Source organism: Rhodoferax sp. U2-2l, from assembly GCF_020594515.1.
In the GTDB taxonomy this organism is placed as follows: Bacteria; Pseudomonadota; Gammaproteobacteria; order Burkholderiales; family Burkholderiaceae_C; genus Rhodoferax.
The window spans coordinates 115,575-138,902 of record NZ_JAJCTH010000002.1 but is presented as its reverse complement, the minus strand read 5'-3'; the positions used below and the strand labels follow the sequence as shown (position 1 = coordinate 138,902).

At 61.3% G+C, this 23,328-nt stretch carries 15 protein-coding genes and 1 riboswitch; of the genes, 8 read left to right on the top strand and 7 right to left on the bottom strand.

Annotated features, from left to right (window positions below; translation table 11 throughout):
- Positions 1-85 precede the first annotated feature (85 nt).
- Positions 86-1,540, top strand: coding sequence for a glucose-6-phosphate dehydrogenase (gene zwf, locus LHU53_RS02290; RefSeq protein ID WP_227330460.1), 1,455 nt, complete (start codon positions 86-88; stop codon positions 1,538-1,540).
- Between the two features lie 57 nt (positions 1,541-1,597).
- Positions 1,598-2,446, top strand: a complete 849-nt coding sequence (locus LHU53_RS02285) for a MurR/RpiR family transcriptional regulator (protein ID WP_227330459.1) — start codon at positions 1,598-1,600, stop codon at positions 2,444-2,446.
- 4 nt (positions 2,447-2,450) lie between these two features.
- Here the strand turns inward: LHU53_RS02285 and LHU53_RS02280 are convergent, their stop codons facing one another.
- Positions 2,451-3,665, bottom strand: coding sequence for a M20 aminoacylase family protein (locus LHU53_RS02280; protein WP_227330458.1), 1,215 nt, complete (start codon positions 3,663-3,665; stop codon positions 2,451-2,453).
- Between the two features lie 133 nt (positions 3,666-3,798).
- Here LHU53_RS02280 and galE point away from each other — a divergent pair, with 133 nt between their 5' ends.
- The 3 genes from galE to LHU53_RS02265 all read left to right on the top strand — a co-directional run bounded on the left by galE (position 3,799) and on the right by LHU53_RS02265 (position 7,498).
- Positions 3,799-4,812, top strand: a complete 1,014-nt coding sequence (galE, locus tag LHU53_RS02275; RefSeq protein ID WP_227330457.1) for a UDP-glucose 4-epimerase GalE — start codon at positions 3,799-3,801, stop codon at positions 4,810-4,812.
- A gap of 80 nt (positions 4,813-4,892) precedes the next feature.
- Positions 4,893-5,996 (top strand): sugar phosphate nucleotidyltransferase, encoded by a 1,104-nt coding sequence (locus LHU53_RS02270; protein ID WP_227330456.1) that lies wholly within the window; start codon positions 4,893-4,895, stop codon positions 5,994-5,996.
- 41 nt (positions 5,997-6,037) lie between these two features.
- Entirely contained in the window at positions 6,038-7,498 is a 1,461-nt protein-coding gene (locus tag LHU53_RS02265) for a mannose-1-phosphate guanylyltransferase/mannose-6-phosphate isomerase (protein ID WP_227330455.1), read from the top strand.
- Between the two features lie 541 nt (positions 7,499-8,039).
- Here LHU53_RS02265 and LHU53_RS02260 read toward each other — a convergent pair.
- The 4 genes from LHU53_RS02260 to ahcY all read right to left on the bottom strand — a co-directional run bounded on the left by LHU53_RS02260 (position 8,040) and on the right by ahcY (position 13,131).
- Positions 8,040-9,089 (bottom strand): hypothetical protein, encoded by a 1,050-nt coding sequence (locus tag LHU53_RS02260; RefSeq protein ID WP_227330454.1) that lies wholly within the window; start codon positions 9,087-9,089, stop codon positions 8,040-8,042.
- 615 nt (positions 9,090-9,704) lie between these two features.
- Positions 9,705-10,547 (bottom strand): methylenetetrahydrofolate reductase [NAD(P)H], encoded by an 843-nt coding sequence (metF, locus tag LHU53_RS02255; protein ID WP_227330453.1) that lies wholly within the window; start codon positions 10,545-10,547, stop codon positions 9,705-9,707.
- Between the two features lie 74 nt (positions 10,548-10,621).
- Positions 10,622-11,545: a TlyA family RNA methyltransferase gene (locus LHU53_RS02250; protein WP_227330452.1), complete on the bottom strand. Its 924-nt coding sequence runs from the start codon at positions 11,543-11,545 to the stop codon at positions 10,622-10,624.
- Between the two features lie 119 nt (positions 11,546-11,664).
- Complete coding sequence (gene ahcY, locus LHU53_RS02245; protein ID WP_227330451.1) at positions 11,665-13,131, bottom strand: adenosylhomocysteinase; 1,467 nt, start codon at positions 13,129-13,131, stop codon at positions 11,665-11,667.
- 77 nt (positions 13,132-13,208) lie between these two features.
- Positions 13,209-13,320, bottom strand: a riboswitch (S-adenosyl-L-homocysteine riboswitch).
- A 170-nt stretch (positions 13,321-13,490) separates the two neighbouring features.
- Here ahcY and LHU53_RS02240 point away from each other — a divergent pair.
- From LHU53_RS02240 to glgX, 3 genes are read left to right on the top strand one after another with little or no spacing between them, the layout of a single operon-like run.
- Positions 13,491-15,929, top strand: a complete 2,439-nt coding sequence (locus LHU53_RS02240; RefSeq protein WP_370632199.1) for a glycogen/starch/alpha-glucan phosphorylase — start codon at positions 13,491-13,493, stop codon at positions 15,927-15,929.
- A gap of 55 nt (positions 15,930-15,984) precedes the next feature.
- Complete coding sequence (glgB, locus tag LHU53_RS02235) at positions 15,985-18,165, top strand: 1,4-alpha-glucan branching protein GlgB (RefSeq protein ID WP_227330449.1); 2,181 nt, start codon at positions 15,985-15,987, stop codon at positions 18,163-18,165.
- The gene (gene glgX / locus LHU53_RS02230; RefSeq protein WP_227330448.1) at positions 18,153-20,264 is read left to right on the top strand and encodes a glycogen debranching protein GlgX; all 2,112 of its coding nucleotides are present in this window, start codon (positions 18,153-18,155) and stop codon (positions 20,262-20,264) included. The genes glgB and glgX overlap by 13 nt, the downstream gene beginning before the upstream one ends.
- Before the next feature lie 13 nt (positions 20,265-20,277).
- Here glgX and malQ read toward each other — a convergent pair whose 3' ends face one another.
- Together malQ and glgA are read right to left on the bottom strand one after the other, a co-directional pair.
- Complete coding sequence (gene malQ, locus LHU53_RS02225) at positions 20,278-21,801, bottom strand: 4-alpha-glucanotransferase (protein ID WP_227330447.1); 1,524 nt, start codon at positions 21,799-21,801, stop codon at positions 20,278-20,280.
- A gap of 69 nt (positions 21,802-21,870) precedes the next feature.
- Positions 21,871-23,319, bottom strand: a complete 1,449-nt coding sequence (gene glgA, locus LHU53_RS02220; protein ID WP_227330446.1) for a glycogen synthase GlgA — start codon at positions 23,317-23,319, stop codon at positions 21,871-21,873.
- Positions 23,320-23,328: the final 9 nt, after the last annotated feature.

Below are 23,328 nucleotides of genomic sequence, written 5' to 3'. Positions count from 1 at the left end.
ACAGTCAAAAAGTAACCCGGTTACAAGGAAACATGAAACCCAGTTACAGTCAAGATTCATCTGATCCACTCCCACATTCAGCCTTATGAGTTTTGACCTTGTACTTTTTGGCGGCACTGGCGATTTGTGCTGGCGCAAACTGATGCCAGCCCTGTTCCAGGCCTTCAAACACGGCACCTTGCCAGCGGGTGCGCGCATCATCGGCATCGGGCGGGACGACCTCAGCGACGAGCAGTACCGCGCGCTGATCGCGTCACGTTTTGCCAAGGTGGAACTGGAAAAACGCCCCAGCACCGAAGAATTTGACCGCTTTGCCGCGCTGCTCGAATTTGTCAGCATGGACCTGTCCAAACCCGAGCACTACAGTTACCTGAAAGACAAGCTGGCCCAGCGCCAGGCCGACTCGGTGGTGATGTACCTGGCCACCGCGCCCAATTTGTTTGCCACCATTGCCGAGCAACTCGGCGCCGCTGGCTTGGCCACGCCCCACACCCGCATCGTGCTGGAAAAACCGCTGGGCCACGACCTGGCCAGCAACCGCGCCATCAACCACACCGTGGGCCAGGTGTTCACCGAGCACCAGATCTACCGCATTGACCACTACCTGGGCAAACCGGCGGTGCAAAACCTGTTCGCGCTGCGCTTTGGCAACGCCTTGTTTGAGCCGCTGTGGCGCCGTGAACACATTGCCAACATCCAGATCACCATCGCCGAAGACCTGGGCGTGGAAAAACGCGGCGCGTTTTACGAAACCACTGGCGCGCTGCGCGACATGGTGCAAAACCATGCGCTGCAACTGTTGTGCGCCATCGGCATGGAGCCGCCGATCAATTCACACGCCGACGCCATCCGCGACGAAAAACTCAAAGTGTTGCGCAGCCTCAAGCCCTGGACACCGGCATCGCTGGCGCAAGACGTGATCCGCGGCCAGTATGGCGCGGGCGCCATTGGCGGCCAGGCGGTGCCGGGTTACCGCGAAGAACTGGGCGTGAGCCCGACCAGCAGCACCGAGACCTTTGTGGCCATCCGCACCGAAATCATGAACTGGCGCTGGGCCGGGGTGCCGTTTTACATCCGCACCGGCAAACGGCTGGCAGACCGGGACTCACGCATTGTGGTGAATTTCCGGCCCACGCCGCACGCCATCTTCAACACCCAGATCGGGCAGGCCAACCAGCTGGTGATCAACCTGCAGCCCAAGGACGGGCTGGAGCTGCACCTGCTGGCGCAAGCGCAGGACAAGCGGCAAAACGCCAACAACCTGGCCCCGGTGCACCTGGACCTGGACTTTGACAAACGCTTTGGCGCCGAGCGCGTGGGCGCTTACGAGCGCCTGCTGCTGGACGTGATGGATGGACGCCTGAACCTGTTTGTGCGCAGCGACGAGCAGGAAGAAGCCTGGCGCTGGGTCGAACCCATCCTGGACCATTGGCGTGCCGACCCGCAAGGGCCGCGCCCCTATGCCAGCGGCACCTGGGGCCCGAGCGCCACCAGCGCCATGATTGCCCGCGACCGCTTTTGCTGGAGTGAAGAATGTTGAGATCGCCATCCGTGCGCCCAGGTGCCGCCGCACTGCGCCCGATGAAAGCGCCCTGCCATGCTTGACCGCATCCGCGCCTCCCTGCCCTCGCTGGCACCCGCCGAGCAGCGCGTGGCCAAACTGGTGCTGCTGGACCCGCGCAGCTTTGCGCTGATGCCCGTCAGTGAGCTGGCCGACCGTGCCCATGTGAGCAAACCGACCGTGGTGCGTTTTTGCCGCAGCGTCGGTTACGACGGTCTGGCCGACTTCAAACTCAAGCTGGCGGGCAACGTGAGCGAAGGCGTGCCGTTCATCCACCGCAGCGTGGATGCCGACGACAAGACCGGCGACATCATGGTCAAAGTCATCGACAACACCGTGGCCGCCTTCCTGAAATACCGCAACGAAGCCTCGGCCAGTGCCATCGACAAGGCGGTGGATGCGCTGACCGCGGCCTACCACGCCGGGCGGCGCATCGAGTTTTTTGGCGTCGGCAACTCGGGCATCGTGGCGCGCGATGCGCAGCACAAGTTCTTTCGGCTGGGCATCAACGGCGTGGCCTACAGCGACGGCCACATGCAGGTGATGAGCGCCTCGCTGATGCAGCCGGGCGACTGCGTGATCGTGATCAGCAACTCGGGCCGCACCCGCGACCTGATGGACTCGTGCGACATCGCCCGCAAAAACGGCGCCACCACCATCGTCATCACCGCCAGCGGCTCGCCCCTGGCCAGCGCGGGTGATATTCACCTGGGCGCCGACCACCCGGAAGGGTATGAGCGTTACAGCCCGATGGTGTCACGCCTGCTGCACCTGATGATCGTGGACATCGTGGCCACCTGCGTGGCGCTGCGCATTGGCAGCGAGAAATTGCAGCCCTTGCTGCGCGAGATGAAAAACAACCTGCGCAACAAGCGCTACGCCTGATCGTTCAATCCTCTGCCAGCGGCATGCCCTGCTCCACCAGGCTGGCGTGCAGGGCGGCGCCCAGGGGCAGCACATCGTCGTTGAAGTCGTAGCGGCTGTTGTGCAGGTAACAAGCGCCCTCGCCGTTGGCAGTGCCCTGCCCCAGCCGCAGATAGGCACCGGGTTTGACCCGCAGCATGAAGGAGAAGTCTTCGGCGCCCATGCTGGGCTCCAGGTCACGCACCACGTTCACAGCGCCCACCAGGCTCTCGGCCACATCGCCGGCAAATCGGGCCTCGGCCGGGGTGTTGACGGTGGCCGGGTACATGCGTTCGTACGTCACCAGGGCGCTGGCGCCAAAACTCTGCGCGATGCCGCTGCACAGCTCACTCAGGCGGCGCTCAATCAGCGCCTGCACCACGGGCGTGAAGCTGCGCACCGTGCCCACCAGCCGAGCGCTGCTGGGAATCACGCTCATGGCATTCACATCCCCTGCCTGCAGCGCACACAGGCTGATGACCGCGCTGTCCACCGGTTTGACGTTGCGCGAGACGATGCTTTGCACCGCGGTGATGATGTGCCCGGCCACCAGCACCGGGTCAATGGTCTGGTAAGGGTGGGCGCCATGGCCGCCCTGACCGGTGATCTCGATCGTGACGCGGTCTGCCGCGGCCATCATCGGGCCTGAATTCAGGCCCACCGTGCCCGGGCGCATGGCGGGCCAGTTGTGCATGGCATACACCGATTGCACCGGAAAACGCTCGAACAAGCCATCGTTGATCATGGCCTGCGCACCGGCATAACCCTCCTCGCCCGGCTGGAAGATCAGCACCGCCGTGCCGTCAAAGGCGCGCGTCTCGGCCAGATACCGCGCCGCCGCCACCAGCATGGCGGTGTGGCCATCGTGGCCGCAACCGTGCATCAGGCCGGGTTTGGCCGATTTCCAGGCAAAGTCATTGTGCTCGGCCATGGGTAGCGCGTCCATGTCGGCACGTAAACCGATCATGCGACCCGAACTGGTTTGCTGGCCACGGATCACCGCCACCAGCCCGGTCTTGCCGATGCCGGTGTGAATCTCATCCACACCACAGACCTGCAAGGCCTGCTTGACCCGGCTAGCGGTGTAGACCTCCTCGAACCCGAGCTCCGGGTGCGCGTGCAAATCACGCCGAAACGCGGTGATTTCAGGATGAAACGCCGCAATGTGCGCGAACGCACGGCCACCAACAGACAAAGACATCATGATCTCCAACAGACAAAGAGTTGTGGTGGGTAGGGTAGCGCAAGAAGCTTGCCACGCGCGCTTCTGCGTCTTTTCCAGCGTGCGCAGCGTCTAAACTCACCACCATCCACCACTCTCAGGTCAACCGAACATGATTTTCATCACCGGCGGCGCGGGCTACATCGGATCACACACTTGCGTGGAGTTGCTGAGCGCAGGCCAGCAAGTGACCGTGTTTGACAATTTCTCCAACAGCCAGCCCGAGGCGCTGGCACGGGTGGAGCGCATCACCGGCCAAAAAGTCACCTTCGTTGAGGGCGATATCCGTGACCAGGCGGCGCTGCAAACGGCTTTGCAAGCCAGCGGCGCCAAGGCGGTGATCCACTTTGCCGGGCTCAAGGCAGTGGGTGAATCGGTGGCGCAGCCGCTGCGTTATTACGACAACAACGTGCTGGGCACGCTCAAATTGCTGCAGGCGATGCAGGCCTCCGACGTGAAAACACTGGTGTTCAGCTCATCGGCCACCGTCTACGGTGACCCGCAATGCCTGCCACTCACCGAAGACCACCCGCTCTCAGCCACCAACCCCTACGGCCAGACCAAGCTGGTGATCGAGAACATGCTGCGTGACCTGAATACCAGCGACGACAGCTGGCGCATCGGCATCCTGCGTTACTTCAACCCAGTCGGCGCGCATGCCAGCGGGCTGATCGGTGAAGACCCGCAGGGCACACCCAACAACCTGATGCCGTTTGTGGCGCAGGTGGCGGTGGGCAAACGGCCCTTTTTGAACGTCTGGGGCAATGACTACGCCACCCCGGATGGCACGGGCGTACGCGACTACATCCATGTGGTTGACCTGGCGCTGGGCCACTTGGCCGCGCTCAACACCCTGCAAGCGGTCGATGCCAAGAGCTTTGCCGTCAACCTGGGCACCGGGGTTGGCTACAGCGTGCTGGACATGGTGCGCGCGTTTGAAGCCGCCAGCGGTCAGCCCGTGCCCTACCAGATCTCACCGCGTCGCCCGGGTGACGTGGCCGCCTGTTACGCCGACCCCACTTTTGCCAGCAGCCTGCTGGGCTGGCAGGCCCAGCGCGATTTGCAGACCATGTGCGCAGATGCGTGGCGCTGGCAAAGCGGCAACCCCCATGGCTACAGCGCCTGACGCGGGCCACCGCTCAGACAGCCGTCTATCCAATCAACAAACGGGAGTTTTCACCATGACAAAAAACAAGGAGGCCCACCATGGCTAAAGGCATGATTCTGGCCGCCGGACAGGGCACCCGGGTTCGCCCCCTCACCAAGGACTTGCCCAAACCGATGATCCCGATCCTGGGCAAACCGGTGATGGAGTACCTGATCGAACACCTGGCCAGCTACGGCATCAAGGAGATCATGGTCAACGTGGCCTACAACCACCACAAGATTGAGCAGTATTTTGGCGACGGCCACCGCTGGGGCGTGCAAATTGGTTACGCCTACGAAGGTGTGCGTGAACACGGCGAGGTCACGCCCAAACCCTTCGGTTCGGCCGGTGGCATGCGCCGTATCCAGGACTTCAGCGGCTTCTTCGACGAAACCACCCTGGTGTTGTGTGGTGACGCCATCATCGACCTGGACATTGGCGCGGCGCTCGCCGAGCACAAACTCAAAGGCGCGATTGCCAGCGTGGTGACACTCGATGTGCCCTTGAGCGAGGTGGAGAACTACGGCATGGTGGTGGCCGATGACAACGGCCAGATCCTGTCGTTCCAGGAAAAACCCAAGCCATCAGAGGCCAAGTCCACCGCCGCCAGTACCGGCATCTACATCTTCGAGCCCGAGGTGCTCAAGCTGATTCCGCCCGGCCAGGTCTATGACATCGGCTCACAACTGTTCCCGCAGTTGGTGGAGAGCAAGGCACCGTTTTTTGCGCAGAAACGCTTTTTCAACTGGATCGACATCGGCCGCGTGAGCGACTACTGGGCGGTGTTGCAACGCGTGTTGCGCGGCGAGGTGGCGCAGATGAACATGCCCGGGCGCGAGATCAAACCTGGCATCTGGGTCGGTCTGAACACGCAAATCCCGTGGGACCAGGTCACCATCGAAGGGCCGGTCTACATTGGCTCGAGCGTGCGCATTGAGCCCGGCGCCAGCATCATTGGCCCGAGCTGGATCGGCCACGGCTGCCACATCCGCTCAGGCGCCAAGGTGGTGCGCAGCATCCTGTTCGAATACACCCGCATTGCGGCCGACATGACCTTCAAGGAAATGATCGTCTCGCCCACCTACTGTGTCGACCAATCCGGTGAGACCCTCTACCGCGGTGATGAAACCGCGCAATTGCGCTGGGGCGATTCCCGCGCCTGAGCACAGGTCCTCTGAACATTCACATCCATCCGTCTTACCGCATGAACACACCTGTCCTCGTCCAGCCCGTGGTTTTGTCCGGTGGCTCCGGCACCCGCCTGTGGCCCCTGTCCCGCGAGAAATACCCCAAACAGCTGCTGAGCCTGGTCGGCCAGGACTCCCTCTTACAAGCCACCGTACGCCGTGTCACCGGCACCCCCGGCGTGACCCTGACCACACCGATGGTGGTTTGCAACGAAGAGTACCGTTTTGTCATCGCCGAGCAGCTGCGCCTGCTCGGTGAAAGTGGCACCGTGGTGTTGGAGCCTTGTGGCCGAAATACCGCCCCAGCCCTCACACTGGCTGCGTTAGCAGCTAGCAAAGGTGGAGCAGATCCAGTGTTGCTGGTGATGCCCGCCGACCACGTCATCACCAACGTAGCAGCGTTCCAGGACGTGGTCAGCCGGGGTGCAGCACTGGCCGACGCAGGCGCGGTGGTCACCTTTGGCATCACCCCCGACGCGCCGGAAACCGGTTACGGCTATATCCAGACCGGCACCCAGTTTGGCAACGCCGACGCAGCAGCCCGCAGCATCGCCCGGTTTGTCGAAAAACCCGACCTCGCCACCGCCCAGTCTTACCTGGATGCGGGCAGCTACCTGTGGAACAGCGGCCTGTTCATGATGCGCGCCTCGGTCTGGCTCTCCGCCCTGGGAGTCTGCCGTGCCGACATCCTGGCCGCCTGCCAGAGCGCCTGGGAAGTCGGCCAGACCGATGGCGAATTTGTGCGCGTGGGCAAAGAGCTGTTTGCCGCCTGCCCGAGCGACTCGATCGACTACGCGGTGATGGAACGTATTGCCGCCAACACCAGCAGCAGCACGCTACCCGCCGGTGTGGTGCTGCCGCTCAACGCAGGCTGGTCCGACGTGGGTGCCTGGGACGCGCTGTGGCAGGTGCTGCCCAAGGACGCGTCGGGCAACGTGGCACAGGGTGATGTGCTGCTGCAAGACTGCGAAAACACCCTGGCCCTGTCAGAAGGCCGCCTGGTGGCCTGCGTGGGGGTGCGTGACCTGGTGGTGGTCGAAACCGCCGATGCGATCCTGGTGTCGCACAAGGACAAGACGCAAGACGTGAAGAAAATTGTGGACCAACTCAAGGCCCAAAAACGCCCCGAGGGCAGCATCCACCGCAAGGTGTTCCGGCCCTGGGGTTCGTACGACGGCGTGGACCGGGGTGCGCGCTTTCAGGTCAAGCGCATCATGGTCAAGCCCGGCGGTGTTCTGAGCCTGCAAATGCACCACCACCGTGCCGAGCACTGGATTGTGGTCAGCGGCACGGCACGCATCACGCGTGGCGAAGAGGTCTTTTTGCTGTCAGAAAACCAGTCCACCTTCATCCCGCTGGGCACCACGCACCGGCTGGAGAACCCGGGGCGGGTGCCGCTGGAGATGATTGAGGTGCAGTCCGGTTCCTACCTGGGAGAGGACGACATCGTGCGGCTTGAGGATGTGTACGGTCGGTAGAGGCTGTGGCCCCACGCTCTGCGGCTTGCTATCTCATCAATAGCTTATTTCCCCTATCGGTTCAGGGCTAGAGGCTTATTTTTTCAACAACCGGTATCTGATACTGAGTCAGGTCGCGCCAGGCGGGCGGCGGGGTTACCGTTCTCCGGCCCCCTCGCGGGTGACGGTTTGAATTAGCTGCTTATTCGGGTGTCGCCACCCGTGTTGGTGCGCAATCTGTGTCGTCACGCGAATGGGTTCTACGCCCGGCAACCCCGCCACCCACCTTCAACGATTTTGGCTATGAACGTTGATGACGGCTATGGGCTGAAAGTGGTCCTACAGTTTGCCAATCTGCCGACCCCATACCTGCCGTTCAGTCTGGCGACACTGGCAACCCGCTGTAGACCCAAAGCCGACAACAAAGTTTCCTGAAAGCTGCCAACCAAATCATTGAATTTGGAGTATCACCATTGAAGCTGTGCTGCGCCGAAAGAAGCGCAGCGTAGTTTGGGTCCGAACGAGCGCCTTGTGTTACGTGTATTCATGACGGTGCAAAGTGTTACCCCGCTGCTCGATCGTAGATGAACTGCTTCGCCTCACCCGGGACTTCCCATTGCTTCTTGTCTGATTTAATCATTCCCAAGGTACGTTCGTCAGCAATTTCAAAGATTTTGTGTTTCTTAAACTCCTGATACAACTGTTCCAAAGCCTCTTGTGTGTCTTCAGCATTTCGTTTCTTCTTCCCCAGTTTAGAAGACCTAAATTCTTCCACGAATTTTTCTGGGAATCGGTGAGCAATTGCTGCCGCTACAAGCCAATCAACCAATGTAAAGTGTGGATGTTTTTTCGGATCTTTCCACTTTTCATCAACCTTACTCTTCCATCCCTCTAGTGTGTCTAGTCGATACGCGATACCACTAGCCTTGTTTTTAGCGTCGATACCTGTGAAGGTTTTGGCGTTCGCTTTCAAAAAATGCATAAACTTCATTCCCTGAGTTGTCGGCGACTTGTTTCCTGGCACAACACCCCCTTTGCTTTCGTCCGGGAATCTATCCAGCAACGCGATCATGTGTTCCCTATGCGCTTCGTCGATTGATAAAGCTACAAGTAGTATTGCGAACGATACTGTAAACATGTAGTACAAAAGCGCGACCGCATGCGCGAAATCTATATGTTCATTGCCAAAGTATAGACGGTATTGGTTGTAGTGTTTTTCGATTCGCGTATCAGGCAGTTCCTCGATCAGATCAAGGCCTAATCGCGCAGCTGAACTTTGGTCAAGAGCATTCATAAACCCAACTATGGTCAGGTTATTTCTTTCTCTTTCCGCCTTCATCCAGTTCTTGAGTTCTAACGCCTTTGCAGCCTTTTCAGATCGGCCATATTCCTTGTATTGCTTTATTGGTACATCAACCGTCTTGGCGTCCTTGCTGTACACAAAAATAGCGGCAACTCCAAGCCCTGGGAGTTCGTGCTTTTGAATTGACTCAGATGGTTTTGCATCGACGTACAACAGTATGTAAGGTTCTTTTTTCTTTTCTCTCACAGCCTCCTTTGCCTGTTCATTAAATATATTAATGATAGCGCTTGCGAGAATATTGTGCCTCATATACATATTCCAATCTACTCATTTTTTAGCAGATTAAAACATCAGTCACATCGATGCCATCTATCTTTGGCTGTTTTTTCATTTGCTATTTTTTCCTATACTCTTAGGCGCCACCATCAACCCAAAATCACATAATGTAATTTACCCCAAAAAGTCTATTTTATATTCTTGGCTCTGCGGGATAAAATGAACACAAAATCTCTTAGTAGTAGCTTACAGTCTAGATTTCTTCCACTTTATTATCTTTTTTATACAATTAAATAATCCCACAAACTCACGTAATGTGAAATTTCCAGATTCTAGGGGGCAAAGCGTCAAAAACAGGTAATTAGGCCGACTTAGTGAACGACCGCTTCCGCTGTTATCAGCAGTGGCGCCTTAGCCTGAATTCCATTTTTTTGCTGGCACACCAACGTCGCTCGCCGGCAGGGGATGGGTTGGGGTGGCGGCCGATTTCTGGGCCTTTGACAGTATGAGGCCGCCGCCCCAACCCATCCCCTGCCGCCACTATCGCCCCAAATCCGTTGCCCAGCCGCGAGTGGCCAGCGAACAGGACTCATGGTTAAAACAGCCTCTAGTCCTTATGAATCAGGGCTAAAAGCCATCCAAACCAGATCAGAGCAAATCCAACCGCTGGCAGATCTCCAGCGTGGCAGCGCTCTGGTTCATGCTGTAAAAGTGCAGCCCCGGCGCGCCACCGGCACGCAGCTGCTCACACAAATCGGTCACCACATCCAGACCAAAGGCCTTGATGCTGGCCGTGTCGTCGCCAAACCCTTGCAGCCGCAGCCGGATCCAGCGCGGGATTTCGGCCCCGCAGGCGTCACTGAACCGCATCAACTGGGTGGAACTGGTGATCGGCATGATGCCCGGCACCACGGGCACCTGCACCCCCAGCGCGTCGCAGTCTTCCACAAAACGGAAGTACGCATCCGAGTTGTAGAAGTACTGGGTGATGGCTGAATTGGCACCGGCGCGCACCTTGGTGGCAAAGGCTTTGAGGTCGCTCTCGGGAGACTTGGCTTGCGGGTGGATTTCGGGGTACGCCGCCACCTCGATGTGGAAGTCGTCCCCGGTCTCGGCGCGGATAAAGGCCACCAGATCGCTGGCGTAATGGAATTCACCGCCCGCGCCGTAGCCGCTGGGCAAGTCACCACGCAGGGCCACCAGGCGCTTCACACCCATGGCTTTCAGCGTGGCAAGTTGCTCGCGCACTCCGGCGCGGCTGGCGCCAATGCACGAGAAGTGCGACGCCGCCGCCACGCCCTCGGCCTGGATGTCGCGCACGGTGTTGAAGGTGCCCTCTTGGGTGGAGCCACCCGCGCCAAACGTCACGGAACAGAATTCGGGTTGGAGCGCATACAGCTGCTGGCGCACCAGGCGCAGTTTTTCCACGCCTTCAGGGGTTTTGGGTGGGAAAAATTCAATGCTGACGGGGAGTCGTGAAGAAGCGGTCATGACACGCCTTTACAAAGTGGGGTGAACCGCGCTGTCAGCCAAGCCTGGCGAGAGCGGGCCACAAGATTTTCAAGTTACTCAGCCGCACCGGAACAGCGGGCGCAGATGAAAAATTCGCGGTTGCCGTCGCCGCCTGAGATGGGTGAATCAAACCAGTGCGTCACGGTCAGGCCCAGTTCGGCGCAAGACTCGCGCAGCCGCTGTTCCACCAGCGCGTACATCGCCGTGTCCTTGACGATGCCACCCTTGCCGACCTGACCCGGCTGCAATTCGAATTGCGGCTTGACCAGCGTCAGCAGCGTGCCACCGGCTTTGAGCAGCGGCACCACAGCAGGTAACACCAGGGTTTGCGAGATGAACGACAAATCGGCCACGATCAGGTCAAACTCAGGGACAAACGCACCATCCGACGACACCCCGCCCGCCGAAGCGGCCAGTTCATCGTCCGACGCGTCATCGACCCCCTGCCCTGACGCATCGCCATCGCCATCGCCATCGCCATCGCCATCGCCATCATCTTCCAGGTCAAATTGGCCCTCAGCACCGATGCTGTCCTCATACGCAGCGATCAAATCAGCGGCATCCAGGGCGCGGGCGTTGAGACCTTCCACACACAACACGCGCGGGTCGCCGCGCAGTTGGGGGTGCAGTTGGGCGCTGCCCACGTCCACCCCCACCACCATGCGCGCCCCGTGTTGCAGCAGGCAGTCGGTGAACCCACCGGTGCTTTGCCCCACATCCAGGCACTGTAGGCCGTTGACCGACAGGCCCACGTGTTGGAGCGCCGCTTCCAGCTTGAGGCCGCCGCGCGACACATAACGCGCCTCGGCGTCGTCAAGCAACTTCAGCTCGGCCTCTGCAGGCACGTCGTCGCCGTTTTTGGCGACCTGGCGCCAGACATCACCCTGGCGCCACTGGACACCGCCCGCAATCAGGCGCTGAGCCTGAGAACGGGTGCTGGCCAAGCCACGCTGAACCAGCAATTGGTCAATTCGCATACATCTCCAAGTTAAATACTGCAGCTGCGCCCTTCAAGCGAGGGATACCGTCGAACCGGCTTAGCCGGGCGACTGGTATCGCCCCCTCGGGGGGAGGCGCCGCAGGCGCTTCGGGGGGATTAATACCGATACGTGTCGGCCTTGTACGGGCCAGCCTTGTCGACGCCGATGTAGGCGGCTTGTTCGTCGGTCAACTCGCTGAGCATCGCGCCAACCTTTTTCAGGTGCATGCGTGCCACTTTTTCATCAAGCAGCTTGGGTAACACATACACCTTGCCCACCTTGTAGGACTTGGGTTTGGTGAACAGCTCGATCTGCGCAATGGTCTGGTTGGCAAAGCTGGAGCTCATCACAAAGCTTGGGTGGCCGGTGCCACAACCCAGGTTCACCAGACGGCCCTTGGCCAGCAGGATGATGCGTTTGGAAGGCTTCTTGCCCTTGGCCGGGAAGATCACATGGTCCACCTGCGGCTTGATCTCTTCCCACTTGCATTTGTCGAGCGAAGCCACGTCGATCTCATTGTCAAAGTGGCCGATGTTGCAAACGATGGTCTGGTCTTTCATGGCCTCCATGTGCTTGTAGGTGATCACATTCTTGTTGCCGGTGCAGGTGACAAAAATGTCGCACTTGTCAGCAGCGTATTCGGTGGTGACCACTTTGTAGCCTTCCATGGCGGCTTGCAAGGCGTTGATCGGGTCGATCTCAACCACCCAAACTTGGGCCGACAAAGCGCGCAGCGCTTGGGCAGAACCCTTGCCCACATCACCATAACCCACCACACAAGCGACCTTGCCCGCAATCATCACGTCGGTGGCGCGTTTGATGGCGTCCACCAGGGATTCGCGGCAGCCGTACAGGTTGTCGAACTTGCTCTTGGTGACCGAGTCGTTGACATTGATAGCGCGCAGCATCAGTTCACCCTTGGCGCTCATCTCGTTGAGGCGATGTACACCGGTGGTGGTCTCTTCGGTCACGCCGATGATGTTTTTCAGGCGGCGGCTGTACCAAGTCGGGTCTTGCTTGAGCTTGGCCTTGATGGCGGCGTACAGGCAGGTTTCTTCTTCGCTGGTGGGGTTGTCCAGCAGCGCGGGGTTCTTCTCGGCCTTGGTGCCCAGGTGCATCAGCAAGGTGGCATCACCACCGTCGTCCAGGATCATGTTCGGGCCTTCGGCGGCGGCGCCTTTTTTGCCGTCGAATTCAAAAATGCGGTGGGTGTAGTCCCAGTAGTCGGCCAGGGTTTCACCCTTGATCGCAAACACCGGCACACCTTGGGCGGCGATGGCGGCAGCGGCGTGGTCTTGCGTGGAGAAGATGTTGCACGAGGCCCAGCGCACTTGCGCGCCCAGAGCGGTAAGGGTTTCGATCAACACGGCGGTCTGGATCGTCATGTGCAGGCTGCCGGTGATGCGTGCACCTTTGAGGGGCTGCTCTTTGGCAAACTCTTCACGGATGGCCATCAGACCGGGCATTTCGGTCTCGGCAATATTGAGTTCCTTGCGGCCCCAGTCGGCCAGGCCGATATCGGCGATCACGTAATCGGGTTGGCTGGCGGCGGGTTTGCTTGCAACAGGTTTTTTAGCGCTCATGGTTCACTCCAAAAGTTAAGGTGACAACCACGGGCCAGGCGCGCGAATCAAGGGGAAAAGACTCACCGCACAGGGTCCGTGGGTGAGCGCCGTTGTGAAACGCTGTGCCAAAAAACAACAGCGGGGTCCGAGCCTCACTCAGCACGACGTCCATTGACATCAGTGTGAGTTGCAACGCTCCTCGGAATGGAGCCGGATTATAGGGGGCGTGCGCAGCCTGCCCATGGCCAATCCCGGGCCGCACCGCAAGCTGGCCGACAACTTGCTTAGTAATTTTCCTGTAACTCTCGCCCGTGATTCGCGCCTTCGAGCGTGCAAAATAGACGCCAACGCCTCACCGGATGAGGCCATCCAAAGGAATGCTCTTGAATAACACCGCTAAAACCCAACCGAACGAGATCGGCAAAGACATCAACGCCCAATTGCTGCACACGGTGGGAGCGGACCCGGCCAACGCGTCACGCAGCGACCTGTTGCAGGCCGTGGCTCACATGGCGCGGGCCCAGCTGTCCGAGCGCTGGATCCACACCCAACGTGAAGAGCGTCGCCACAAGGCGCGCCGTGTGGTGTACCTGTCGATGGAATTCCTGATGGGGCGCACGCTCTCCAACGCGCTGGCAGCACTGAACCTCACCCAGGGCGCCGCCGCCGGTGCCGCCCAGCATGCCCACCAGCTCGAAGACCTGATCGACAGCGAACCCGATGCTGCGCTGGGCAACGGGGGCCTGGGACGCCTGGCCGCCTGCTTTCTGGACTCGATGGCCACCTTGGGCCTACCGTCTTTTGGCTACGGCATCCGTTATGAATACGGCATGTTTGCCCAGGAAATCCAGAACGGCTCGCAGGTGGAGTACCCGGACTCCTGGTTGAAAGACGGCACCCCCTGGGAGTTTCCCCGCCCTGATCTGACCTACCCGGTGCGTTTTGGCGGCTGGGTCGCGCACGAAGACGGCAAGGTCACCTGGAAACACGCTGGCGAAGTGGCCGCCAAGGCCTACGACATGGTGGTGCCCGGCCACGGCACCCAGAAAGTCAGCACCTTGCGCCTGTGGAAAGCCGTGGCGCCTGACCACATTGACCTTGGTGCCTTCAACACCGGTGACTACGCGCGTGCGGCCACCGCCAAGAACGAGTACGAAAACATCTCCTGGGTGCTCTACCCCAACGACAGCACCCCGGCCGGGCGCGAGTTGCGGCTCAAGCAAGAGTACTTTTTTGTCGCCGCCTCGATGCAGGACCTGATCAAACGGCACCTGGACGAGCACCACATCCTGGACAACTTGGCCGAGCATGTGGCCATCCACCTCAATGACACCCACCCGGCCATCGGCGTGGCCGAGTTGATGCGTATCCTGTGTGATGAACACGGCATGCACTGGGACAAGGCGTGGGCGCTGTGTGGCAAAACCTTCTCGTACACCAACCACACGCTGATGCCTGAGGCGCTGGAGACCTGGCCGGTGTCGCTGATCCAGCATGTGCTGCCGCGTCATCTGGAAATCATCTTCCGGATCAACAAGGAGTTTCTGGACCTGGCGGCCCGCTTTCGCCCGGGTGACCATGATTTTCTGAAGCGCCTGTCACTCATTGACGAAATGGGTGAACGCCGCGTGCGCATGGCACATCTGTCGGTGGTGGGCAGCCACCAGGTCAACGGCGTGTCGGCGCTGCACTCCGAGCTGCTGGTGCGCACCATTTTTGCGGACTTTGCACAGCTGTGGCCACACCGCTTCACCAACATGACCAACGGCGTGACCCCGCGGCGCTGGCTGGCACAGGCCAACCCGGGCCTGGCCCGCTTGCTCGATATCAGCCTGGGCTCGGGCTGGCGGCTGGACCTGGACCAACTAAAACGCCTGAAAGAGCATCAGGGCGATGCCGCCTTCAGGGAGCAGTTCCGCGCCATCAAGCGCGAGAACAAAGTGCGCCTGGCCAAACTCATCGAACAAACCACCGGCGTGGTCGTCAGCCCGGACAGCCTGTTTGATGTGCAGGTCAAACGCATCCACGAGTACAAGCGCCAGTTGCTCAATGTGCTGCACGTGGTCACCCGTTACCAGGCCATCCTGGCCAACCCGGATGCGCCCTGGGTGCCGCGCACGGTGATTTTTGCGGGCAAAGCCGCGTCGAGTTATGTGGCGGCCAAATCGATCATCCGCCTGATTCACGACATCGGCCAGACCATCAACAACGACGAGCGCATCGGTGACAAGCTCAAGGTGGTGTTCATCCCGAACTACGGCGTCTCGGTGGCCGAGATCATCATGCCCGGCGCTGACTTGTCGGAGCAAATTTCAACCGCGGGCACCGAGGCTTCCGGCACCGGCAACATGAAACTGGCCCTCAACGGCGCGCTCACCATTGGCACCGACGACGGCGCCAACATCGAGATCCGCCAGCAAGTGGGTGACGACAACATCTTCATCTTCGGTCTGAAGACACCCGATGTGCGCGAGCTGCGCATCATGGGTTACCACCCGCTGAACTACTACGAAAGCAATCCCGCACTCAAGGCCGTGCTGGACGCGATTGGCGAGGGCGTGTTCTCGCCCGAGGAGCCGGGCCGCTACAGTGCCTTGATCAATTCGCTGGTGTGGGGCGGTGACCATTACCTGCTGCTGGCGGACTATGCCTCGTACGTCGCCACCCAGCATCAGGTCGATGCCCTGTACCGGCAACCCGACCTGTGGAGCCAGCGAGCCATCGCCAACGTGGCGGGCATGGGTGTGTTCTCCTCGGACCGCACGATTGGGGAGTATGCTCGGCAAATCTGGCACGTCACACCCGCCCCTTATTGATGGGGGCGGGCAGCATCGAGTGCCGATCCGGCTTCTGTCTCAAGAAAGATGATTTATGTTGACCTCCCACGATATCGACCGGGTTTGTCGAGCCAGCCACAGCGACCCTTTCGCCATCTTGGGGCCCCACAGAACGAAGGGCGGCAAAACCTCGGTGCGCTGCTTTTTGCCCACGGCCCAGGTCGTCACGGTGGTCAGCCCGGAAGGCCACGCCTTGGGAGAACTCTCGCAGCGACACCCCGATGGTTTTTTTGAAGGCATCGTCGACGCCCAACATGACACGCCCTACCAGTTTCAGGTGGTATGGGCCAGCGGCCTGACCAGTGTGATGGAAGACCCCTACCGCTTCCCGCTGGTGCTGGGTGAAATGGATGTCTGGTTGCTGGGCGAAGGCACCCATCTGCGCCCCTTTGAGGTGTTGGGCGCCAAGCCCTGCACCATGGAAGGTGTCGCGGGCACCCGATTTGCTGTGTGGGCACCCAATGCCTCGCGCGTCAGCGTGGTGGGCGACTTCAATTATTGGGACGGCAGGCGCCACCCGATGCGCTTGCGGCGTGAGTGCGGTGTCTGGGAACTGTTCCTGCCAGACGTGCAGGCCGGTGCACTCTACAAATTCGAGATCCGCGGCCACCACGGCGAGGTGCTGGCAGCCCGTGCCGACCCCTACGCCCTGCAATCCGAATTGCGGCCCGCCACCGCCAGCGTCGTGGCCACCCTGCCGGAAAAAGTGGCGCCCTCTCAAGCGCGCAAACGCGCCAATGCCCTGGACGCGCCGGTCAGCATTTACGAAGTGCATCTGGGCTCCTGGCGCCGCGTGACCGCCGACGGCAACCGCTGGCTGACCTGGGACGAACTGGCTGACACGCTGGTGCCCTACGCCCAGGAGATGGGTTTCACCCACCTGGAGCTGATGCCGGTCAGCGAGCACCCGTTTGACGGCTCCTGGGGCTACCAGCCGATTGGCATTTATGCACCCACCTCGCGCTTTGGCGATGCCGCCGGTTTTGGCCGCTTGGTGGCGCGCTGCCACGCCGCGGGCCTTGGGGTGATTCTGGACTGGGTGCCAGCGCACTTTCCCACCGACGCGCACGGCCTGGCCAACTTCGATGGCACGCACCTGTACGAGTACGCCGACCCGCGCGAAGGTTTCCACAATGACTGGAACACCCTGATCTACAACCTGGGCCGCACCGAAGTCAAAAACTTTTTGGTGGGCAACGCCCTGTACTGGCTGGAGCGCTTCGGCGTGGATGGCCTGCGCGTGGACGCGGTGGCCTCGATGTTGTACCGCGACTACAGCCGCCAGGACGGCCAGTGGATTCCCAACATTTACGGTGGCCGCGAAAACCTCGAAGCCATCGCCTTCCTCAAACGCATGAACGAGGTGGTGGGCGTCGAGCGCGAGCAGGCCATCACCCTGGCCGAGGAATCCACCGCCTACCCGGCCGTGTCCCGGCCCACGTTTGCCGGTGGCTTGGGGTTCCACTACAAGTGGAACATGGGCTGGATGCACGACACCCTGGCTTACATGGCGCGCGACCCGATCTACCGCCAGCACCACCACGGCGAGATGACCTTCAGCATGGTCTACGCGTTCAACGAGAATTTTGTGCTGCCCATTTCTCATGATGAAGTGGTGCATGGCAAGGGCTCGCTGCTGAACAAGATGCCGGGCGACCGCTGGCAGAAGTTGGCCAATGTGCGCACCTTCCTGGGTTACATGTTTGGTCATCCGGGCAAAAAACTGTTGTTCATGGGCTGTGAGTTCGCCCAAGAACGCGAATGGAACCATGACCAGAGCCTGGACTGGCACTTGCTGGACAACCCGGAACACGCTGGCGTGCAGTGCCTGGTGCGCGACCTGAACCAGCTCTACCGCGCCACCCCGGCGCTGTACCAGCAGGATTTTGTACCTGCTGGTTTTGAGTGGATCGACCACAACGACAACCAGCGCTCGGTGTTGAGTTTTGTCCGCTGGGCGGCCGATCAGTCCGACTTTGTGGTGGTGTTGTGCAACTTCACGCCCAACGTCTGGACCGACTACCGGCTGGGTGTGCCCCGCCCGGGTGGCTACCGTGAACTGCTGAACACCGACTGGGCTGCCTATGGCGGCAGCGACGTGAGTTCGCTGGCAGCCGACAACCCGGCCACCGACACGCCTTGGCATAACCAGCCGCACTCCATCGTGCTGACCATCCCTCCACTGGCCACCGTCTTTCTGAAATGGACCGCCTGAACTTCTCAGCCACACAGCTGGGGCAACCCTGGCCGCTAGGCGCCCACTTCGACGGCAAAGGCATCAACTTTGCCGTGTTCTCGGCGCATGCCCAGGCGATGGACCTGTGCCTGTTTGACAGCCGCGGCACGCAGGAGCTGGCCAGACTGCGCCTGCGGGGCCACACCGGTGACATCTGGCACGGCTACCTGCCCAACGCCCAGCCCGGCCTGGTGTACGGCTTTCGCGCGTCCGGCCCGTGGCGACCGGATCGGGGTCATCGCTTTGATGCTTCCAAACTGCTGCTTGACCCCTACGCGCGCGATATCGTGGGTGAATTCATCTGGTGCGACGAGCACTTTGCGCCCGACCGCCTGCACCCGCGCCACATGGACACCCGCGACAACGCCGCCATGGCGCTCAAGGCACGGGTGGTGCATGACCCATTCGACTGGGGTGATGACCGGCCACCGGCCATCCCGATGGCAGCGTCGGTCATCTATGAATGCCACGTCAAAGGCTTCACCCAAACCCACCCGGACATCCCGCCAGAACTGCGCGGCACCTTCGCCGGTTTGGGGCACCCGGTGGCGGTCAACTACCTGAAAAACCTGGGGGTCACCACCGTCAGCTTGCTGCCGGTGCATTACCACCTCAGTGAAGAACGCCTGGTGGAAATGGGGCTGAGCAACTACTGGGGCTACAACACGCTGGGTTTCTTCAGCCTGAATCCGCGGCTGGCCAGTGGACACGACGGCCTCTCCCCCCGGGACGAATTCCGCAACATGGTGTGCGCCCTGCATGCCGCCGGGCTGGAGGTGATTCTGGATGTGGTCTACAACCACACCGCCGAGGCTGACCACTGCGGCCCCACCCTTAGCTTTCGTGGCCTGGACAACGCCGTCTACTACCGCCTGGTCGCCAATGACCTGAACCATTACGAGAATTACAGCGGTTGCGGCAACACGCTCGACATCCGGCAACCGCGGGTGCTGCAGCTGGTGATGGACAGCCTGCGTTACTGGGTCAGCGAGATGCACGTGGATGGCTTCCGCTTTGACCTGGCCACCGTGCTGGGTCGCACCGACCACGGCTTTTCACCCCAAGCGGCGTTTTTTGCCGCCGTGGCGCAGGACCCGGTGTTATGCCGCGTCAAGATGATTGCCGAGCCCTGGGACATTGGGCCCGGGGGGTATCAGGTCGGGCAGTTTCCGCGCGGCTGGATGGAGTGGAACGACCATTTCCGCGACAGCTTGCGGCGTTTCTGGGTGCAAAGTGTGGCCTCGCCCAACGCGGCGGGCAGTGGCGGCACGCTGGGCGAATTTGCCATGCGGCTGTGCGGCTCGTCCGACCTGTACCAGGCGCGCCGACGCGAACCGTCGGAGTCAGTGAACTACGTCATCTCCCACGATGGCTTCACCTTGCTGGACCTGCTCAGCTACAACCACCGGCACAACCTGGCCAATGGTGAAAACAACCGCGACGGGCAGGGCAACAACCTCAACTTCAACTGCGGGGCCGAAGGGCCCACGGCTGACCCGAAAGTCAACCAGCTCCGGCAACTGCTGCAACGCGCCCTGCTGGCCTGCAACCTGCTGGCCCAGGGCACACCCATGTTGTGCGCGGGGGATGAACTGGGCCACACCCAGGGCGGCAACAACAACCCGTACTGCCAGGACAACGCCATCACCTGGATCGACTGGACCCAGGTGGATGCCGACTTGCTGGCGTTTACCCGGCATGTGCTGAGCCTGCGCCACCGGCTGCAGCCGTTTGCCAATGTCTGGTACAGCGGCATTGCCGATGCCGACGGCATTTACGACCTGTCCTGGTGGAATGCGGACGGCAGCGTGTTGCAAGGCTCGGCCTGGCAACTGCCGCAACGCCGCGCCCTGGGTTGCCTGATTGGCAAACCCGGGCGCGCCAGCGCACCGCTGTTGCTGCTGGTCAACAACGCGCCACACCCGGAGCATTTTGTGCTGCCGCGCGGCCACTGGCAGGGTCTGCTGGACACCAGCCACCCGCGGGGTCTGGCCGACTGGCAAGGGGCCGGCACCACCGAACTGCCTGTGGCGGCGCACAGCCTGCTGATGCTGCAGCAGATCGTGGCACGCAAGTAGCCGGCGTCAGGCGTCAGGCGGGCAGGTCCAGCCGCTCGAACCCCACCCGGGCGCTGGCCGCTGACATATGCGCCAACTTCAGCGAGGCCTCGGGTTTCACCCAATCCCAAACAAACCGCCAGGTCCAGCAGCCCGAGGTGGTGCCTGGCACGTTCATGCGATGCGCCGAGCCGAGTTCCAGCACATCCTGGAACTGGCACAAGGACAGGCGCGCCACGGACATCGACGCCGCACGCAACAACGCCCAGGTGAAGTTGGTGTCGTCGGTGTCCAGGTAGCGGTACGCAAACGCCCGCTCGTGCGCGCTGCAACTGGCGAGCCAGCCCAGCACCGTGTCGTTGTCATGGGTGCCGGTGTACACCACCGTGTTGGGGCCGTAGTTGTGCGGCAAAAAGGGATGGTGGGCGTCGCCCGAGAAGGCAAATTGCATCACGCGCATGCCCGGAAAACCGGTGCGCTCGCGCAGCTGCACCACCTCGTCGGTGATGATGCCCAGGTCTTCCGCAATGATCGGCAACGGGCCCAGGGCGTCGGTGAGTGCCTCAAACAGGGCATCACCCGGCCCGATTTGCCAGCGCCCTTTGACCGCGGTGGGCTCATCCGCTGGAATTTCCCAGTAATCAACAAAGCCGCGAAAGTGGTCAATGCGGATCACATCCGACAGGGCCAGCTGACGCCGGACCCGCTCGACCCACCAGCGGTAGCCATCGGCCTGCATCGACTCCCAGTTGTACAGCGGGTTACCCCAGCGCTGGCCGGTGGCCGAGAAAAAGTCGGGCGGCACACCCGCCACCACGCGCGGCTGACCGGTGGCGTCCAGCAGATACAGGTCCGGGCGCGCCCAGCAATCGGCCCCATGGTGGGCGACAAAAATCGGCAAATCACCCACCATCAAGACGCCCTTGCTGTGGGCGTACGCCTTGAGGGCTTGCCACTGCACGTCAAACTGCCACTGCACAAACCGCCAGAAGGCCAGTTCGTCGGCATAGTGCGCGCGGGCGTTGGCCAAAGCCGCTGCATCGCGCTGGGCCAAGGGTGTCGGCCACTGCGGCCACAACAGCGGGGCATAGGCCTGGTCCAGCGCCATGAACAGTGCGTAATCCTCCAGCCAGAGTTGTTGGGTGGCCACCCACTGCGCCTGCGCCTCATGGTCCTGCGGGTTGGCCCGGGTCACAAAACCGGCGAAGGCCTCACGCAACTTTTTCATGCGCCAGGGCAACACCGCCAGGTAATCCACCGCCAGGTCATCAAAGTCGGGGGGCAGCGGGTCAGCCGTGAGCCAGCCACGTTCCAGCAGGGGCTCCAGCGCCACCAGCATCGGGTTGCCTGCAAACACCGAGCTGCCCATGTAGGGTGAAAACCCCGGCCCCACCGGGCCCAGCGGCAGGGTTTGCCACAAGGTCTGCCCGGCCTTGTGCAGCCAGTCCACAAAGTAGTAGGCGTTGGCACCCAAGTCGCCCGAGCCGTGAGGGCCCGGAAGAGAGGTCGGGTGTAACACCACCCCCGCGCGGCGCAGATCCATCAAAGAACTTGGCATTGGGTCATCCAAAAAAGAAAAAAGGGGCACCGGCGCCTGGCACGTGCTGCCCCGTCACCGGCAGAAAACTCACGCGCACAAATGCTGGTACAGCGCCGCGTACTGGCGGGCGGCACTTTGCCAGCCCAAATCCTGACGCATGCCGTGGGCACGCACGGTGTCCCATTCGGACTTGCGGGCATACAGCGCAAAAGCTCGGGCGATGGCGCGCTCCAGCGCCTGCTGGCTGAAGTCGTCAAACACAAAGCCGTTGGCGCGGCCATCGGCCAGGTTTTCCAGCGAACAATCCACCACCGTGTCGGCCAGACCACCGACGCGGTGGACCAGCGGCAGGCTGCCGTATTTCAGGCCATACATTTGCGTCAGGCCACAGGGCTCAAACTGGGACGGCACCAGCGTCACATCGGTGGCCGAAAAGATCCGGTGGGCATAGGCCTCGTCGTAACCGATGCGCACCGACACCGCGTGCGGGTACTGCGCCGCCCTGGCTTTGAACAGCGCCTCCAGATGCGCCTCACCAGTGCCCAGCAGAACCAACTGGCCGCCGCGTGACAAAATCGCGTCAAGGGCCCCCAGCACCAGATGCAAGCCTTTTTGGTCGGTCAAGCGGCTCACCACGCCAAACAAGGGCGCATCTGCCTGCACGCTCAGGCCGAGATCGGCTTGCAAGGTGGCCTTGCAGCGCGCCTTGCCGGCGGTGTTGTCGGCATCAAAATGGTCACTCACGTGGGGGTCGGTGGCCGGGTTCCACACGGCGTCGTCCACCGCATTCAGGATGCCCGACAACGCACTGGCGCGGGTGCGCAGCAGGCCGTCAAACCCACAGCCCTGGGCAGGCGTCTGGATTTCGCGCGCATAAGTGGGGCTGACGGTGGTGATGTGGTCGGCGTAGTACAGCCCGGCTTTCATGAACGACACCTGGCCATAAAACTCGACACCGTTGACGCCGAATGCCGAGTGGGGCAAGCCCAGTTCATAAAAGCTGGCCGGGGAAAACACGCCTTGGTAGGCCAGGTTGTGCACCGTGAACACGGTGGCCACACGCATCGATTGGTGGTGCATGAACGCCATGTAGGCCGGGGTCAGGCCGGCATGCCAATCGTGGCTGTGCACCACCTGCGGCTGCCAATGGCCATCCAGCCCATGCGCCAGCAGCGCCGCCACCCAGCCCAGCAGGGCAAAGCGGCGGTGGTTGTCGGCATACGGGTGGCGCCAGGCGTCTTCATAGGGGCTGCCGGGACGGTGGTAGAGATGCGGCAAATCAATCAGGTAGGCGTTCACCCCCAGTGTTTTCAAGCGCCCGTACAACACACGCAGGGGCTCGCCCCACGGCGCGTTGAGCTCGGCCAGCACATGCACATCCGTCAGGTCTGCCATGATGGCCGGAAAACCGGGCAACACCACCCGCACCTGGCAGTTCACCGACTGCAGCGCGCCGGGCAAGGCCCCGGCCACGTCTGCCAACCCACCAGTTTTGAGCAGCGGGAAGATCTCGGCACTGACTTGCAACACATTCATCACATAACC